The sequence below is a fragment of the Micromonospora sp. NPDC048898 genome (genome assembly GCF_043198035.1).
Lineage (GTDB): Bacteria > Actinomycetota > Actinomycetes > Mycobacteriales > Micromonosporaceae > Micromonospora.
This window is the reverse complement of record NZ_JBICUF010000024.1, coordinates 18,558-33,316: the sequence shown is the minus strand read 5'-3', so window position 1 is coordinate 33,316 and position 14,759 is coordinate 18,558. Positions and strand designations below refer to the sequence as shown.

Here is a 14,759-nt window from a genome sequence, read left to right as displayed (position 1 = left end):
CCGCGAGGACGGTGTGTCGGTGCCGGCGGCCGCGCAGGGAGGGGTTGTCGGAATCGTACGCGGGCCGTCCACCCGGCGGCCGGGGTGCCGCGCCGGCCGCCGCCGATTCGCAGTGGATGGGGGCGCGGCAGTGAAGATCGGCATCCTGTCCTACCACTTCCCACCCGAGCCGGCGTTCATCCCCGGCAGCCTCGCCGAGGAGTTGGCCGCGCGGGGGCACGAGGTCCGGGTGCTCACCGGGTTTCCGGACTACCCCGGCGGACACGTCTATCCCGGCTGGCGACAGCGTTGGCACCACGAGACGCACAGCGAGCGGCTGACCGTCCGGAGGGTGCCCCGCTATCCGGGAGGCGCCACGTCCACCGGCGCCCGGATGGCCAGCTACCTCTCCTTCGCCGGCAGCGCGACGCTGGCCGCGCGCCGCTACCTCAGGGACGTGGACGCGCTGTACGTCTTCCAACTCCCGGCCACGACGTTCGCCGCCGCGGGGGTGCTCCGGCTGCTCGGGCAGGTGCCTACCGTGCTGCACGTCCAGGATGTCTGGACCCGCGACGGCGTCGACGAGGCGGGCGAGGCGCGCTGGGTGGCGCGGATGGGCAGCGCGATGACCCGGATCTACCGGTCCGCCGCGCGGATCGCGGTCGCCGCGCCGTCGATGCGGGATCTGGTCGTCGCGGCCGGCGCCGAACCGGACCGGGTCCGGCTGGTCCTCAACTGGACCGACGAGCGGATCTTCTACCCGGCGACGCCCGGCGCGGCGGCACGCCAGTTGGTCCGCCGGGACGGTCGGTGCGTGGTGATGCACGCCGGCACGATCGGCGCACGGCAGGGTCTGGAGACCGCGGTCCGGGCGGCTGCCGCGCTGGAGAAGACGATGGACCTGGTGCTGGTCGGCTCGGGCTCGGCCGAGCGCAGGGTCCGGGGGCTCGCCGCCGAGTTGGGCGCGGCCAACGTCCGCTTCGTCCAGCGGCGGTCGCCTGTCGACATGCCCGAGCTGTACGCCGCCGCCGACTATCAGCTGGTCATGCTGCGCGACCTTCCGGAACTGCGCGGCACGGTGCCGGGCAAGCTCCAGGCGGCGCTCTCCTGTGCCGCCCCGGTGATCGCGTCGGCCGGCGGGGACACCGCGGAGCTGGTCGAGCGGGTCCGGGCCGGGCTGTCCTGCCCCCCGGAGGACTGGGCCGCGTTGGCCGACCGGTTCTGGTTGGGCGCCACCATCCCGCCGCCGACACGTACCGAGATGGGTCGCCGGGGGCGCACGGCGTACCTGCGGGAGATGTCGCTGCCCGCCGGGGTGGACCGGATCGAGCGGCTGCTGCACGAGGCGGCAGGCCGGGTCACGGAGCCGGCCGGCAATCTGCGAAGGAAACTCGCTTAAAGGGCGAAGAGCTTAATAACGGTACGAAGTTCCCCAGCGCGTGCTAAGAACGTCAGGGAACCGACCATCTGTCCGGTTCCGCGAACGGGAGTGTGGTGTGACGGAAAGCGAACGGCCGACCCGGCGGCGAAGCCGGTCCCGGCGGCGTCGGCGTGCCCGACTGCGACGGGCCCTTCTCGGTGCCCTGGTCGTCGGCTCGCTGCTCCTGGCGACCGGCGGGTGGATCGGCTTCCGTGGCTGGCAGGCGCGTGCACACCTGCTCAACGCCGCCGGCCTGGCTCGGGAGTTGAGCGCCCAGGTGGTGGGTGGGGACACCGACCGTGCCCTGCGCACGCTCGCCGCCCTGCAGGAGCAGTCCGGCGCTGCCCGCGCGACGACTGCCGACCCGAGTTGGCGACTCGCTCGGCGCACGCCGGTCGCGGGTGACGATCTCGACGCCGTACGGCGGATCGCCATCGCCATCGACGAACTGGCCCGGGAGGCGTTCCCGACCCTGCTGCGCACGGACCTGACCAGGCTGGTGCCGACCGGCGGTCGGTTGGATCTCGCTCAGCTCACCGCTGTCTCCACAGAGCTGACCGGCGTCAACGAGTCGGTGCAGCGGACGCGCCGAAACCTGGCTGCGGTGCCGACCGACAGGCTGGTCAGCCAGGTCCGGCAGGCCCTGACGGACCTGCGCGACGAGATCGACCGGTTGGCCAGCCTCACCACGGCCGCCGATCAGGGAGCCCGCCTGCTGCCGCCGTTGCTCGGCGCGAACGGGCCGCGAAAGTACCTGCTGGTCTCGCAGAACCTCGCCGAGTTGCGCGCCACCGGCGGCATGTTCGGCGCGTACGCGATGATCGAGGCGGAGAACGGCGCGGTGAAGATGGGCAAGCAGGGCAGCAGTGCCTCGCTCGGCCGGTTCACCCCGGCGCTGAAGGTGCCCGCCGAGATCCGGGCACTCTGGACCGACCTGCCCGGCATCTATCCCGCCGACGTCAATCTGTCCCCGCACTTCCCGACCGCCGCCACGCTGTACCGGGAGATGTTCCGGCGCTCGACCGGCACGACTGTCGACGGTGTGCTCGCCGTCGACCCGGTGGTGCTGTCGTACCTGCTCAAGGCGACAGGTCCGGTGCTGGTGCCCGGTGGGGTCCCGCTGGCCAGTGAGAAGGTCGTCCAGACCCTGCTCAACGACAGCTACCAGCGGCTGAACGTCCGGCAGCAGGACGAGTTCTTCGCGGCCTCGGCGGCTTCGGTCTTCGACGCCTTCTTCAAGAAGAATGTCAACCCGCGGGTGTTGTTGTCCGCATTTGACCGTGCTATCACCGAACGGCGGATATTGTTCTGGAGTGCCCGACCTGAGGAACAGCGGACATTCGGTGCGAGCCGGATGGCCGGGACGCTTCCGGAGCAGGACACCGTGCCGACCGTCGGCGTCTTTCTCAACGACGGCAGCGGCGCGAAGCTCGGCTACTACCTGCGGCCGACGGCGAACCTCACGGTCGGCGAATGCCGGCCCGACGGCCGCCGCGAGCTCCGGCTGCGGGTGACCCTGCGCTCGACCGCGCCGAAGTCCGGACTTAGCGAATCCGTCCTCGGGCTTGGTCTGGCTGGCGACCCGTACACCGCTCGCACGTTGGTGTCGATCTTCAGCCCGGCTGGCGGAGCGGTGCTCGAGGCCCGGCTCGACGGGGCCGAGACGGCGCTTGGCAGTGGCACGGAACGCCGCCGCCAGGTGGCGACCGCCAGCGTCGACGTCGGCCCCGGCGCCGAGAAGGTGCTGGAGGTCAGCGTGCTGACGGCCAAGACCGGCGTCGGGCAGGCCGAGCTGTGGCTGACCCCCACCGCCAGCCCATGGACCACCCAAGTTCATTCCGCACCAAGCTGTGACCAGTAGGAGGGAACCAATCATGCGGCTATCCCGCATCATCATGGCGCTCACGGTCGGCCTGGCCGTGGTGGCCGTGCCGACGGCAGCGGGGGCGGCACAGCCGCAGCCGACGCCCAGCGCGACCACCGACCCGCCGCAACCGCCGCCGTACCCGCCAGCCGCAGCGTCACTGACCGTCAACCGACCGACGATCTTCCTCGGCGAGACGGTCGTGCTGACCGGCACCGGCTTCGGCCCGAACGAGACCGTCGACATCGTGGTGACGGTGGCTCCGCTGGCTGCTCCGGCCGGCGGTCAGGCTCCGGCTCGCCGCAGCGACGGCAGCACCGTGGCGATGGCCGCGGTGGCCTACCAGGCGAGCGCGCCGCTGAGCTTCACGGCGTACACCGACGCCCAGGGAAGCTTCAGCAAGAGCTACACCCCCTCGGTGACGGGTCTGCTGACCTTCACCGCCACGGGCCGGGAGTCCGGCCGTACCGCCAGCACCGAGCTGCGGGTGCTGCACAAGAAGCAGCCGCTGCCGGTCACCGGTGACAGCATCGGCACGCCCATGAAGCTCGGCGGTGGCCTGGTCGGCGCCGGAGCGGTCATGCTGCTGCTGACCCTGGCCTGGCGTCGCCGCCAGCGCCTCGGTGGTGCCGCGCACTAATCCACACACCACCGGGCCCTGCCCGGATCGCACCTGAAGCTGGCGCCCGTCGGAACACTCCGACGGGCGCCAGCGTCTGTCCGCCCGGCTGCGTCCGGCGTCCAGGTCGAGGAGGGCCCCTACCTGGTCGAGGCGTTGATCGAGCACGGTGCCCCGCTGGACGAGCAGATCACCCTGGTCACCCCGCGAATGTCCGGGCCTGTGGGCGGCCCGGGGTGGGGTTGGTGGTGGGCGTGGCCGGGTGGTGGTGGGTGTGGTCGGGTGAGGGTGTGGTTGGGTGGGGCTGAGCCTGGTTGTCGGGGTGGGTGGCCGGCCCGAAAATGCCTGGTCCAGGTGGTGGATGACCGCCTCGGTGGTGGGGTGGCGAGGAAGTCCGGCTGGCTGTGGAGGTGGCCGGCTTTGGGTGCGCCTGCCGCTGGGATGGCACGCGCTGGTTGCGTCCGGGGTTTTGGGCCTGCGCGGGCGCCGGGTGTCCGAGTTTGGGCGTGCCCGGCACTGGCTGCACGGCTTTGGGTGCGCTCGGCTCCGCGCGCCTTGGTCGCTGGGGAGGTCGACGCGGTTCACCCGGCTGCGGAGGTGCCCAGATCAACGCCAGCCGACGAACCCAGGCCGAAAACGTGCGCCCGTCTGCGCCCTTTATCCGATCTGTGCGTCGTGGCGGGGTCGCGGTGTCGTGATCGACTCGGGTTTGGTGAAGTCGGGGTGTCCGGGTGTGCGGGATGCCCCGACTTTCATGAACGCGAGTGGATCATGCCCGGTGGGGGTGGCTCGGGGTCGTGGGCGCGGGTGTGGTGTGGGTGGTTTGTCCGGTGCGGGGTGGCTGTGGGTTGTGACCGGTCGCATCCGTGGGCCGGAATCGTGGCCGGGCCCGGGTCGTTACACACCCTGACGATCGCAGCACCACCTGCCGCCCGCCCGACCCGCAAGGGGTTGGGATGCGGATCCCGCAGGTCGGAATGCCGACCCGGGCCCGGTCGTTACAGTCCCCGCGAACGACCGCAGCCACCGCCCCGACGAGGGTGCCGCGCGATGGGCCAACCCCGGGAATGACCCCGGCCCGCCGGTCGTTGCAGTCCCGGCGAACGACCGCACCGCCTTGACGACGGTGCCGGCAGGTGGGCCAACCCGGAATGACCCCGGCCCCCCGGTCGTTACACCTGGACCCCGGCGCCACGAGCCCCCGCTCGCAGGTCGCCGACCCCCGACGCCCGCAGCCCAACCCGGCCCGCAGGCGCCACCCCCAGACTTTTCCCCGTCTGTTTGTGCAGCGCCGGACGAGGTGCTCACACCCGCCGTGACCGTTCCCCCGATCGGTGCCGCAGCGGGTGTCCTACCCCTGAAGGAGCTACCCCCATGAACACGATCATGCGTAAGAGTGTCCTGTCCGTTGCTGGTCTCGCGTTCGCCGGTGGTGTCTTCGCCGGTCCGATCGCCGCGCACGCCAACCCCGTCGACGCCAAGCCCGTCGCGGCGGCTGTGCAGAGCACCGCACCGAAGCCGCAGGGCGAGCAGTCCCACATCACCCTCAACGACGAGCAGACCGCCAACGTCAAGGCGATCATCGCCGCGACGAAGAAGGCCGGCCTGCCCGAGCGGGCCGCGGTGATCTCGATCGCGACGAGCCTGCAGGAGTCGAAGCTGGAGAACCTGGGTCACCTGGGTGACGCCAACGACCACGACTCGCTGGGCCTGTTCCAGCAGCGCCCGTCCAGCGGTTGGGGCACCCCGGAACAGATCACCGACCCCGCCTACTCCACCACCGCATTCCTCAAGGGCCTCAAGCAGGTCGACGGTTGGCAGGACATGCCCCTGACCGAGGCCGCGCAGACCGTCCAGGTCTCCGCCTACCCCGACGCGTACGCCCAGTGGGAGCAGCAGGCCACCGACCTCGTCGGCCAGCACTGGAACAGCTGACCCACCACACGCAGCACCGAAGCACCACCGCACGACCAGCACCACCGCACGAAAGCTCACCAGCACCAGCACCAGCACCAGCACACCGACCGCTGGCCGGCACTCCGTAACCGGGGTGCCGGCCAGCGGCGTACCCCTGGTGTTGTTGTCAGGTCTTGTGGTGGCGCGTGCGGAGGATGTCGATCAGCGCGCAGATCAGCGCGAGCGCGATGATGCCGGTGGCGAGTATGAGCGACCGTTCGAAGGCGGTGGTCCAGTTTCCGCGGCTGTCGGCCAGCGAGGAGAAGAACATCGAGCCGACGGCGGCGATGCCGGCGGCGGCGCCGATCCGCTGACCGGTCTGGAGCATGCCCGCGCCACTGCCAGACTGCGCTACCGGCACCTCGGCGAGGGTGATCGTCTGGTTGGGGGCGATCACCAGTCCACTGCCGATGCCGGCGATGAGCAGCGGGCCGGCGGTGACCCAGGGCGCCGGGGCGTCCGGTGCGAGGCGCAGTGCGACAACCGTCGCGGCGAGCCCGACCACGACGGTGAGCAGACCGATGGCGACGAGTGGTCGGCCGATGCGGTTGACGATGCGGCCACCGAGCACGGCGGCGGCAGCCGAGCCGAGGGCGAACGGGGTGATGGCCAGGCCCGCGACGAGCGCGCTGTAGCCGAGGCCCATCTGGAGGAACAGGGTGAAGATGAAGAAGATCGCGGTGAAGCCGCCGAAGTAGACGAGCGCCAGGATCGAGCCCAGGGTGTACGACTGGAGACTGAACAGCCCGAGGTCGAACAGCGGTTGGTGGTTGCGGGCGTATCGCCGCTCCCAGAGCCCGAAGGCGACGAGCACCGCCAGGCCGGCCGGGATGAGCGCCCACTTCCACGGGCTGTGCCACTGCTGCTCCTGGACGAGGGGCAGCAGGACCAGGACCACACCCACCCCGAGCAGGAGTACGCCGACCGGGTCGAGTCGACGCCAGCCGGGTTGACCCGCGGGATGGCCGGGCAGCAGCCGCCAGCCGAGGATCACCGCGAGGATGCCGACCGGCACGTTGACGAAGAAGACCCAGCGCCACCCGTGTTCCTCGCCGCCGACGGCGATGAGCAGCCCGCCGAGCAGCGGTCCGACGGCGGTGGAGATACCGATGGTGGCGCCGAGCAGCCCGAATGGGCGGGCTCGTTCCGGCCCGCGGAAGAGTTGCTGGATCAGCCCGATGACCTGCGGGTTGACGATGCCGGCGGCGGCGCCCTGGAGCAGTCGGGCGAGGACCAGCCAGGTCGGTGAGGTGGCGAGGCCGGCGAGCGCACTGGTCACGGTGAACAGGGCGATGCCGAAGACGAAAGCGTTTCTTCGGCCGCGGGCGTCGCCGAAGCGGCCGGCGGGCACCAGCGCCAGGCCGAAGGTGAGCGCGTACCCGGAGAGGATCCACTGCAGGTCGCTCGACGAGGCGTGCAGCGCCCGGTCGATGGACGGCACCGCGACGTTGACGATGCTCACGTCGAGCAACGTCATGAACGCGGCGATCAGCCCGACGCCGACCGCCTGCCAGCGTCGTCGGTTCGCGGCCGCGTCCACCGGCTGCGGCGGGTGCGCCGCACTCATCGTGCCCCCCGTTGACAGTCGATCAGCATTGTTGACCGCTACCCGGGTCACCGGGGGGCGAATCGTCTCGGCTGGTTCCGCAGGTCACGCCATCTGGCGGGCGCAGAACCGGGGTCCGAAGTCGAGGCCCGCCATCGGCGAGTCCTCGCGGTGCAGCAGGCCCTTCTCGGTGAGCAGGTGCAGGGGGCTGCCCACCTGCTCCTGGGTCAGCCCGGACTCCTCGGCGATCAGGTCCGGGTACGGCACCTGTCCGCGTGCCTCCAGGGTGGTGACCGCCTGGTACACCCGTTGCTCGGCTTCCGACAGTTGCACCTGCTGCATGGTTCCTCCTTCGTTCGCCAACGAACTCGTTCGTCCGCCATCGAGGCGGCGTCGTCCGCCATCGCGGCGGCGGTTGCGGGGCGTCGGTTACCCCCTCGGTGACCGAAGATGCACACCCGATCGGGCGGTCGCGGCGGCCGGCGGGTCCGACGGTGGTGGAGGCTAGGCTGCTTGCGTGATCGTTTGGGATCTCGTCGTCGTCGGCGCCGGCCCCGCCGGGCTCTCCGCGGCCTACGCCGCTGCTCGCGCGGGTGTCTCCACACTTGTTGTCGAGCGTGCCGCGCACCCGCGGTACAAGACCTGCGGTGGTGGTCTGATCGGCACGTCGCTGGCGGCCGTCGGTGATCGGATCGAGGTGCCCGCGCACGACCGGGTGGACCGGGTGACGTTCACCCGGGACGGCCGTCGGGAGTTCACCCGGCGCAACGACAGCCCGGTGGTGACGATGGTGCGCCGCGAGGAGTTCGACGACCGGCTGCGCGCGGCGGCGGTCGCCGCTGGCGCGCAGGTGCGGGAGCGGGTCGCCGTCCGCGCGATCGAGCAGGACCCCGAGGGGGTACGCCTGCGGCTGGCCGACGGTACGACGATCGCGGCTCGTGCCGTGATCGGGGCGGACGGCTCGTCGGGGGTGACAGCCCGGCACGTCGGGGTGCGGTACCGGCAGGTGGATCTGGGTCTGGAGTTGGAGATTCCGGTGCCGCCCGCCGAGCAGGAGCGGTGGCGGGGTCGGCTGCTGCTGGACTGGGGTGCCATGCCCGGCTCGTACGCCTGGGTCTTTCCCAAGGGTGACCGGTTGACAGTCGGTGTGATCGCCGGCCGGGGCGCGGGGGAGGGGACCCGGGAGTACCTGCGGCAGTTCGTCGACCGGTTGGGGCTGGCCGGGTTGCCGGCGGAGCACGACTCGGGCCACCTCACGCGGTGCCGCGAGGAGGATTCGCCGTTGCGTAACGGCCGGGTGCTGGTCGTGGGGGATGCGGCGGGGCTGTTGGAGCCGTGGAGCCGGGAGGGCATCAGCTTCGCGTTGCGGTCGGGTGAGTTGGCAGGTGCGGCGGTCGCCGCCGGCGATCTGGCCGGGTACGAGCGGTCGGCCGCCGAGCGTCTGCTGCCGGAGATGCGGGCGGGCTTTCGGCTGCTCGACGTGTTCACCCGCCGCCCGGACGTGTTCCACGCCCTGTTGGCGACCCCGCCGGGATGGCGGATGTTCGTCCGGTTCTGCCAGGGGCGGGCGAGCTTCGACGAGATGCTGCGCCGTCGGCCGATCCGGGCGGCCCTCGCGGTGCTCGACCGGTTGTCCCATCCGTCGCGCCAGGCCACCACCGCTCACCCAGGATCCTAGGATGCCCTAGAGGGTGTGCGCGCGACTACTGGCGCCGGGCGGCGTGGCCCCCGGACAATCACAACGGAGCAGGAGGAGGCGCTGATGACCGAGCAGCCGTTCACCGACGACGAGTACGCGTTTCTCCGCCACGCGCGGTTCGGGGAGCTGCCGCCCGCCGTCCGTCCCGACGAGCGGGTGGCCCTGACCGAGACCGATCCCGGGCGGGACCAGCCGGAGCCCGAGGACCCGGTCCGCTGGAACGTGCAGGGCTGAGAACGCGCAACGGGCCGCGGGTGTCGCCACCCACGGCCCGTGCGTGCCGCGCCGCGATCAGAAGACCGGCACGCCCTCGCGTACCAGCCGCCAGTTCGGCTGGAAGAAGTCGTTCGGGTTGATCGTCCCCTTGGCCTGCGCCCAGTCGATGAGCAGCTGGCGGATCTCCTGCTGCGCGTTGTAGACCTGGGTCTTCACGATGCCGGGGAAGTTGCCGCCGCCGCTGCGCCGGTAGTTGTTCACCGCCACCACGAACTGCGCGTTGTCGGCCACCGGCGTGTCGGTGCCGGCCAGCACCAGGCGGGTGATCCGCTGCCCGACCGGGTTGGCGATGTCGATGTCGTAGTCCACGCCGGAGAAGACGTCGTAGTTGTAGTCCGGCACGGCCGGGTCACTGATCTGCTCCGGGTCGACCGGGGCGCCCGGGGCGAGGGTGCGGAAGAACTTCGCCGAGTACTCCAGGTACGCGCGCACCTCGGCGCCGCTGAGCACGACCGCCTCGAGGGTGTTGTCGTACACGTAGAGCCCGGCCACGTCGCGGATCTTCACGTCGCCGGCGGGGAAGACCGCGGTACGGCTGAACGGCGCCGCGATCGACAGCACCGGCAGGTCGGCGTACGCGGTGCCGGCCAGCGCCGTGCCGACCACCTCGGTCTGCACGTGGTTGATGAAGTCCAGGATCGGCGTGTCCCGGTAGCGTGACTCCGCCGCCGACAACTCCACGGTGGACTGCGCGACGACCTGGTTGACGTACGCGATGGTCTTCTGGTGTTGGGTCCGCACGGCCGCGAGGACCTTCGGGTCCTCGACCACCGTGTTGGTGTTGAGCATGGTGGCGGCCTTCTTGGTGATCGTCCAGCGGCCACGCTCCCGGGTGAGGGTGAAGTCCATCCGGGTGAGCCGCTGGCCCCACTTCGACGGCTCGGAGAGCAGCACCTGCGCGCCGGTCCGCTCGTTGGTGACGAACCGCTCGACCACCTCGTTGTGCGCGTGACCGAAGAGGATCGCGTCGATCCCGGGCACCTGCTGGGCGATCAGCGCCACCGGGTTCTCGTTCGGCAGCTCCGGGCCGTAGCTGGAGGTACCGCTGTCACCGCCGTGCGCGGAGATCAGCACGAGGTCCGCGCCGCGGGCCCGCATGATCGGCACCCACTTCGCGGCGGTCGCGACCATGTCGTCGAAGCGCAGCCTGCCCTCGACGTTGCCCCGGTCCCAGATGGCCACCCCGGGGTTGGTCAGCCCCAGGATGCCGACCCGCAGGGTCGGCGCGGCGAGACCGAGGGAGACCTTCTTGATGATGTACGGCTGGAAGGCCGGCTTGCCGGTCTGCGCGTTGACGGCGTTCGCGGCGAGCGCGGGGAAACCGAGCTGGCGGATCCACAGGTCCAGCAACGGCAGCCCGTAGTTGAACTCGTGGTTGCCCAGTGTCACCGCGTCGTAGTCGATGACGTTCATCGCGCGGGCCATCGGGTGCTTCTCCCCGGTGGCGGTGATCGGCTCCTGCTTGGCGTAGTACGTGGCCAGCGGCGTGCCCTGGATCGTGTCACCGGCGTCGAGCACCAGCGTGGCCTTGCCGCGCCGCTCGCGGCGGATCTGGTTGATCAGGGTGGCCAACTTCGCGACGCCGATGTCGTTGTGCTTGCTGTCGTCGTACTCGGCGTCCCGGTAGTAATCCCAGTTGTGGACGTTGCCGTGCGTGTCCGACGTGCCCAGGAGGGTGAGGTCCCAGCTGCGCGGCCGGGGCCTGCCGGCCGCCTGCGCGGGCGCTGCGGCGATCAGCGGAGCGGTCGCCGCAGCGGCCGCGGCGACGAGCACCTGGCGGCGCGACGGGCCGGAGGGAGAGGTCATGACGTGCCTTTCCGTGGGGGTGGACGCGCTTCGTGGGCGCCTCGCGCACCATAGCCAGCGCTTGTCACACCCGCCACGGCAGCCCCGAGCGTTACTGCGGTTTCCGCAGGCCGCAGCGGGGTAGGGCGATTCGGGAGGACATTCGCGGGAGAGCTCCGCTTCCCGCGCGCAGCGAGGAGTTGTGACGTGAGCGAGGACCAGCACACCCAGCAGGACCCGACCAGCCAGTACGGCCAGCAGTCCGGTCAGCCGGCACAGCAGCAGTCACCGCCCGGCTCGACCGGGGACATGACCCCGAAGCCGGACCACGGGGAGGAGTCGTACCGGGGCAGCGGCAAGCTGGACGGCAAGCGGGCGCTGATCACCGGAGGTGACTCCGGGATCGGCCGGGCCATCGCGATCGCGTACGCCCGGGAGGGCGCCGACGTGCTCATCTCGTATCTGAGCGAGGAGGAGGACGCCGACGCCCGGGAGACGATCCGGCTGGTCGAGGCCGCCGGCCGGCGGGGCGTCGCGGTCCGCGGTGACATCACCGACGAGGAGCACTGCCAGGAGTTGGTCGACCGGACCGTGCGGGACCTGGGCGGCATCGACATCCTGGTGAACAACGCGGCGTACCAGATGTCGCAGGACAAGGGGATCCTCGGGATCAGCACCGAGCAGTTCGACCGGGTGTTCAAGACCAACCTGTACGCGATGTTCTGGCTCTGCAAGGCCGCCATCCCGCACCTGCCCGAGGGGTCGGCGATCATCAACACGGCGTCGATCCAGGCGTTCGACCCGTCGCCGCAACTGCTCGACTACGCCACCACCAAGGCGGGGATCGCCAACTTCACCAAGGCTCTCGCCGCCGACCTGGCCGAGCAGGGCATCCGGGTCAACGCGGTCGCGCCCGGCCCGGTCTGGACGCCGCTGATCCCGGCCACCATGCCGGAGGAGAAGGTGAAGCAGTTCGGCACCGACACCCCGGAGGGCCGCCCCGGGCAGCCGGCGGAGTTGGCTCCGGCGTATGTCTTCTTCGCCTCGCAGGAGTCCAGCTACGTCACCGGCGAGATCCTGGGGGTCACGGGCGGTCGACCGACCAAGTGATCCGCCGTCGGGGCGGGCGCCGCGAGACTGCCCGCCCCGACGAGCGGCGGTCGCGTCAGCGCGGCCAGGTGGCGAAGCGCTGCCGGACCTGGGCGATGTCGGCTGCGCTCAGGCCGTAACGGCCGAAGCGCTGCTCGGACAGCCGGTCCAGGTAACGGCCGGCGGCCCGCACGTCCGCCGGATCCAGCGCGGGGTCGACCTGCCGTGCCAGCACCAACAGTTCGGCCACGTCGTAGTGCTCCAGCGCCGCCGCCACGTCGATGAAGTCGCGGACCTCCCGCCGGTTGACCAACGCCGCGATCTTGTTGGCCACCAGGTCGCGGACGTCCATCACCGGGCCGAGGTCCATCACCACCGGGCTCTGGTGGCGGTCCAGCCGGGCGAGGCTGAGCCGGATCTGCCGCCCGCCCCGGCTCACCACGAAGTCCTTCATGTCCTGGCCGTACCCGTCGAACAGCTCGGCGAGGTCACTGTCCGGGTCGGCGTCGGTGACGGCGAAGCCGGCGCGTTCCAGCGCCATCCGCACCCCGGCGGACGCTGCCGCGGCAGCGCCCTCCACGTCGGCGAAGAGGTCGACGTCCTCCGTCGGGCGGGCGACCAACCCGTGCGCGGCCCAGGCCACCCCACCGCCGAGGACGAACCGGTACGGCCCGGCGGCGGTCAACGCCACCCGCGCGACCTCCCGGTAGAACTCGTGCAGGTGTGGGCCGATCACGCCGCGCGCAGGCCGCGGTGTCGGCTCTCCCACGCCTGCCGTACGCCCCGGGGCAGGTTGAGCAACCGCCACACCCGGCGCAGCGTCCGCCCGTTGATGAGTGCCCGCAGATCCTCGGCCCGGGTGGTCTCGCGCAGCACGTTCTCGTACATCCAGAGCAGTTGGTCGGGGTCGCCGAGGTCGAAGGTGCGCTCGGCGTTCCACATCAACCGCACGGGCAGTTCCACGACACCCCGGGTCGGGCCGGCCAGCTCGGCGAGCGTGCGCGCCACCACGGCCGGACGACCCGGGCGAGCCAGGAGGGCCACGCCGGTCGGGGTGGGGGAGAGGGCCTGCATGCTGTCAGGGTAACGCCCGCCAATGCCGGTGTCGTTCAGGTTGAACCCGGCGCGCACTCACACAGCTGAGGCCGCCGCGATTTTTGTCCCGTTTGCGCGTCGTGGCGGGGTCGCGGTGTCGTGATCGACTCGGGTTTGGTGAAGTCGGGGTGTCCGGGTGTGCGGGATGCCCCGGCTTTCGTGAACGCGAGTGGATCATGCCCGGTGGGGGTGGCTCGGGGTCGTGGGCGCGGGTGTGGTGTGGGTGGTTTGTCCGGTGCGGGGTGGTTGTGGGTTGTGACCGGTCGCATCCGTGGGCCGGAATCGTGGCCGGGCCGGGGTCGTTACACACCCTGACGATCGCAGCACCGCCGGCTCGATGCCCGACCCGCAGGGGTGTGGGATGCAGGCCCGGCAGGTTGGAATGCCGACCCGGGCCCGGTCGTTGCAGTCCCCACGAACGACCGCACCGCCTTGACGAGGGTGCCGGCAGGTGGGCCAACCCGGAATGACCCCGGCCCCCCGGTCGTTGCACCTGGTCCCCGGCGCCACGAGCCCCCGCTCGCAGGCCGCCACCCCCTCCAGACTTTTCCCTCTCTGTTTGTGCAGCGCCGGACGAGGTGCTCACACCCGCGTCACCGTTCCCCTCTTGGTGGCCGGGTGTTCTACCCCCGAAGGAGCTACCCCCATGAACACGATCATGCGTAAGAGTGTCCTGTCCGTTGCTGGTCTGGCGTTCGCCGGTGGTGTGTTCGCCGGTCCGATCGCCGCGCACGCCAACCCGGTCGACGCCAAGCCCGTCGCCGTCGCCGTGCAGAGCACCGCACCGAAGCCGCAGGGCGACCAGTCCCGGATCACCCTCAACGGTGAGCAGACCGCGAACGTCAAGGCGATCATCGCCGCGACGAAGAAGGCCGGCCTGCCCGAGCGCGCCGCGGTGATCTCGATCGCGACGAGCCTGCAGGAGTCGAAGCTGGAGAACCTGGGTCACCTGGGCGACGCCAACGACCACGACTCGCTGGGCCTGTTCCAGCAACGCCCGTCCAGCGGTTGGGGCACCCCGGAACAGATCACCGACCCCGACTACTCCACCACCGCGTTCCTCAAGGGCCTCAAGCAGGTCGACGGCTGGCAGGACATGCCCCTGACCGAGGCCGCGCAGACCGTGCAGGTCTCCGCCTACCCCGACGCCTACGCCCAGTGGGAACAGCAGGCCACCGACCTCGTCGGCCAGTACTGGAACAGCTGACCCACCACACGCAGCACCGAAGCACCACCGCACGACCAGCACCACCGCACCACCGCACCACCGCACGACACCGACCGCTGGCCGGCACCCACAACTCGGGGTGCCGGCCAGCGGCGTCTTCCGCGAATTCGGAGTGTCCGTGGACTGACAGATGCTTGTAATCACCCTCAGCATTGTGATGATCTCAAGTCGCTGTCATGAATGAATAGGCGGTGACAGTCCAT

Annotated in this window: 13 protein-coding genes; 8 read left to right on the top strand and 5 right to left on the bottom strand. The window is 70.9% G+C overall.

Translation table 11 applies throughout. From position 1 onward, the window contains the following. The first annotated feature begins 130 nt into the window (after nt 1–130). The 4 genes from ACGFIQ_RS33870 (at nt 131) to ACGFIQ_RS33855 (ending at nt 5,817) form a co-directional block, all read left to right on the top strand. Nucleotides 131–1,378: a glycosyltransferase family 4 protein gene (locus ACGFIQ_RS33870; protein ID WP_393250033.1), complete on the top strand. Its 1,248-nt coding sequence runs from the start codon at nt 131–133 to the stop codon at nt 1,376–1,378. Nucleotides 1,379–1,475: 97 nt separating this feature from the next. Continuing rightward, nucleotides 1,476–3,260: a DUF4012 domain-containing protein gene (locus ACGFIQ_RS33865; RefSeq protein WP_393250031.1), complete on the top strand. Its 1,785-nt coding sequence runs from the start codon at nt 1,476–1,478 to the stop codon at nt 3,258–3,260. A gap of 13 nt (nt 3,261–3,273) precedes the next feature. Further along, complete coding sequence (locus tag ACGFIQ_RS33860) at nt 3,274–3,903, top strand: hypothetical protein (protein ID WP_393250029.1); 630 nt, start codon at nt 3,274–3,276, stop codon at nt 3,901–3,903. Between the two features lie 1,353 nt (nt 3,904–5,256). Then, a complete protein-coding gene (locus ACGFIQ_RS33855) occupies nt 5,257–5,817 on the top strand; it encodes a hypothetical protein (RefSeq protein WP_393250027.1) in 561 nt (186 codons plus the stop codon). Nucleotides 5,818–5,965: 148 nt separating this feature from the next. Here ACGFIQ_RS33855 and ACGFIQ_RS33850 read toward each other — a convergent pair whose 3' ends face one another. Beyond that, nucleotides 5,966–7,405, bottom strand: coding sequence for an MFS transporter (locus ACGFIQ_RS33850; protein WP_393250025.1), 1,440 nt, complete (start codon nt 7,403–7,405; stop codon nt 5,966–5,968). 84 nt (nt 7,406–7,489) lie between these two features. After that, nucleotides 7,490–7,726 carry a hypothetical protein gene (locus ACGFIQ_RS33845; RefSeq protein ID WP_112587077.1) on the bottom strand — a complete coding sequence of 79 codons (237 nt, stop codon included), beginning with the start codon at nt 7,724–7,726 and terminating at the stop codon, nt 7,490–7,492. A gap of 175 nt (nt 7,727–7,901) precedes the next feature. Between ACGFIQ_RS33845 and ACGFIQ_RS33840 the strand changes: the two genes are divergently transcribed. Next, nucleotides 7,902–9,062 (top strand): geranylgeranyl reductase family protein, encoded by a 1,161-nt coding sequence (locus tag ACGFIQ_RS33840; protein ID WP_393250023.1) that lies wholly within the window; start codon nt 7,902–7,904, stop codon nt 9,060–9,062. An 84-nt stretch (nt 9,063–9,146) separates the two neighbouring features. After that, entirely contained in the window at nt 9,147–9,317 is a 171-nt protein-coding gene (locus ACGFIQ_RS33835; protein ID WP_357559949.1) for a hypothetical protein, read from the top strand. 57 nt (nt 9,318–9,374) lie between these two features. Here the strand turns inward: ACGFIQ_RS33835 and ACGFIQ_RS33830 are convergent, their stop codons facing one another. Further along, complete coding sequence (locus tag ACGFIQ_RS33830; protein WP_393250021.1) at nt 9,375–11,165, bottom strand: bifunctional metallophosphatase/5'-nucleotidase; 1,791 nt, start codon at nt 11,163–11,165, stop codon at nt 9,375–9,377. 186 nt (nt 11,166–11,351) lie between these two features. Between ACGFIQ_RS33830 and ACGFIQ_RS33825 the strand changes: the two genes are divergently transcribed. Continuing rightward, nucleotides 11,352–12,254 carry an SDR family oxidoreductase gene (locus ACGFIQ_RS33825; RefSeq protein WP_393250019.1) on the top strand — a complete coding sequence of 301 codons (903 nt, stop codon included), beginning with the start codon at nt 11,352–11,354 and terminating at the stop codon, nt 12,252–12,254. Between the two features lie 55 nt (nt 12,255–12,309). Here ACGFIQ_RS33825 and ACGFIQ_RS33820 read toward each other — a convergent pair whose 3' ends face one another. Both ACGFIQ_RS33820 and ACGFIQ_RS33815 read right to left on the bottom strand, forming a co-directional pair. After that, nucleotides 12,310–12,969, bottom strand: a complete 660-nt coding sequence (locus ACGFIQ_RS33820; protein WP_393250017.1) for a nucleotidyl transferase AbiEii/AbiGii toxin family protein — start codon at nt 12,967–12,969, stop codon at nt 12,310–12,312. Next, a complete protein-coding gene (locus tag ACGFIQ_RS33815) occupies nt 12,966–13,307 on the bottom strand; it encodes a hypothetical protein (protein ID WP_393250015.1) in 342 nt (113 codons plus the stop codon). The genes ACGFIQ_RS33820 and ACGFIQ_RS33815 overlap by 4 nt, the downstream gene beginning before the upstream one ends. A gap of 667 nt (nt 13,308–13,974) precedes the next feature. Here ACGFIQ_RS33815 and ACGFIQ_RS33810 point away from each other — a divergent pair. After that, the gene (locus tag ACGFIQ_RS33810) at nt 13,975–14,535 is read left to right on the top strand and encodes a hypothetical protein (protein WP_393250013.1); all 561 of its coding nucleotides are present in this window, start codon (nt 13,975–13,977) and stop codon (nt 14,533–14,535) included. Nucleotides 14,536–14,759: the final 224 nt, after the last annotated feature.

Excerpts from the sequence above, each read along its gene's own strand:
- ACGFIQ_RS33855 (WP_393250027.1), top strand. The coding sequence starts at position 5,257 with ATGAACACGATCATGCGTAAGAGTGTCCTGTCCGTTGCTGGTCTCGCG.
- ACGFIQ_RS33815 (WP_393250015.1), bottom strand. The coding sequence starts at position 13,307 with ATGCAGGCCCTCTCCCCCACCCCGACCGGCGTGGCCCTCCTGGCTCGC.
- ACGFIQ_RS33860 (WP_393250029.1), top strand. The coding sequence starts at position 3,274 with ATGCGGCTATCCCGCATCATCATGGCGCTCACGGTCGGCCTGGCCGTG.
- ACGFIQ_RS33810 (WP_393250013.1), top strand. The coding sequence starts at position 13,975 with ATGAACACGATCATGCGTAAGAGTGTCCTGTCCGTTGCTGGTCTGGCG.
- ACGFIQ_RS33835 (WP_357559949.1), top strand. The coding sequence starts at position 9,147 with ATGACCGAGCAGCCGTTCACCGACGACGAGTACGCGTTTCTCCGCCAC.
- ACGFIQ_RS33850 (WP_393250025.1), bottom strand. The coding sequence starts at position 7,405 with ATGAGTGCGGCGCACCCGCCGCAGCCGGTGGACGCGGCCGCGAACCGA.
- ACGFIQ_RS33830 (WP_393250021.1), bottom strand. The coding sequence starts at position 11,165 with ATGACCTCTCCCTCCGGCCCGTCGCGCCGCCAGGTGCTCGTCGCCGCG.
- ACGFIQ_RS33845 (WP_112587077.1), bottom strand. The coding sequence starts at position 7,726 with ATGCAGCAGGTGCAACTGTCGGAAGCCGAGCAACGGGTGTACCAGGCG.